The following is a 1,375-nucleotide window of genomic DNA, read 5'->3' as shown; positions in this document are numbered from 1 at the left end:
CGCCCGGGCGGCCGGTGAGGGCGGCGAGTTCGGCGAGCACCTCGGGCAGCGGGCGGGCGGCGCCGTCCTCGGTGCGCAACCGGACCAGTACCCGGCCGTCCGGGAAGCGGTCGGCGAGCAGGTGGCCGGCGTGCACGGCGAGCGCGGTCTTGCCGCTGCCGGCCGGGCCGGTGAGCACCGCGACGCGTCCGCCGCCGGAGCCCAACTCGTCGACGAGCTGGCGTAGTTCGTCGGTTCTCCCGGTGAAGTCGGCGGTGTCGGCGGGCAACAGGGAGCCGCCCGGGCCGGTGCCGCGGTCCGGGCGGGCGGTGGTGGGCAGGGAGCGGCCGCGGGCCAGCAGTTCGCGGTAGCGGGCGGTCAGCGCGGGGCTCGGCTCCAGGCCCAACTCGCGGGCGAGCAGCTGGCGGTGGGTGTCGTAGACGGCGAGCGCCTCGGCCTGCCGGCCGGAGAGGTGGAGGGCGTTCATCCGGGCGGCCTGGAGGCGCTCGCGCAGCGGGTGGCGCTCGGCGAGCTCGGCCAGGTCCTCGGCGACGGCGCCGGCGTTGCCGAGCTCCAACTCGGTCTCCGCCCAGTCCTCGTGGACGCCCAGGCAGCGGGCCTCCAGCCGGTCCGCCTCCGCCGCGACGGCGGGGGAGCGGCGCAGGTCGGCGAGCGGCGGGCCCTGCCAGAGGTCGAGGGCCTGGCGCAGCAGCCGGGCGGCGGGGGCGAGCGCCCCGCCGTCGGCGGCGGCCCGGCCGGCCCGGGCGAGGGCCCGGAACCGGAGCAGGTCCAGCTCGGGCTCGGCGACCCGCAGCAGGTAGCCGGCCGCCGAGTGCGACAGCCGGTCGGGCCCCTCCTCGCGGCCGAGCAGGGTGCGCAGGGTGCAGATGTAGACCTGGAGGTTCTTCCGGGCGGTGCGCGGCGGCTCCTCGGGCCAGACCGCGTCGGTGAGCAGGTCGACCGGGACGGCGGTGTTGGCGCGGCTCAGCAGGACGGCCAGGACCAGCCGCTGCTTCAGCGGGCCGAGGGCCAGCGGGCGGCCGCCGGCCTCGCCGGTGAGCGGGCCGAGGACGGCGAAGCGCAGCCGGGTGGGGGTGGCGGGCTGGGCCAGGGGCATCGGCGTACCTCCGGGGCGTGGGCGGCGGCAGTGCGGCGGTGTAGCAGGTGGTGGGGGCCGTGCGGTGGTGGGCGCAGGCTACTTGACGGCCGATCGGCGCTGAAGGCCACGGAATCGACCGGCTTCGGTCACAGCGGCCGCACAACCGGGGTGCCGGAAGGTGGGATCGACGGGGGGTTTCGTACGGCTGTGCGGACGGCGTTCCGGCAGGTCGGGCCGGGTGGCGGGGGCCGGCCGGGCCGGGCGGACGGACGGCGCGCGGGGCGCCGCCGGACGGCT

The 1,375-nt window shown here is 78.7% G+C and carries 1 protein-coding gene; it reads right to left on the bottom strand.

Going from position 1 to position 1,375, the window contains the following annotated elements; all coding sequences use genetic code 11:
* A partial coding sequence (locus AE652_RS41455; protein WP_049661168.1) for an AfsR/SARP family transcriptional regulator occupies nt 1-1,096 on the bottom strand: 1,096 nt, incomplete at its 3' end.
* Nucleotides 1,097-1,375 lie beyond the last annotated feature (279 nt).

The organism is Kitasatospora sp. MY 5-36 (assembly GCF_001182915.1).
Lineage (GTDB): Bacteria > Actinomycetota > Actinomycetes > Streptomycetales > Streptomycetaceae > Kitasatospora.
Note: the sequence above shows the minus strand (reverse complement) of the source record. Positions and strands in the feature narration are given on the sequence as shown.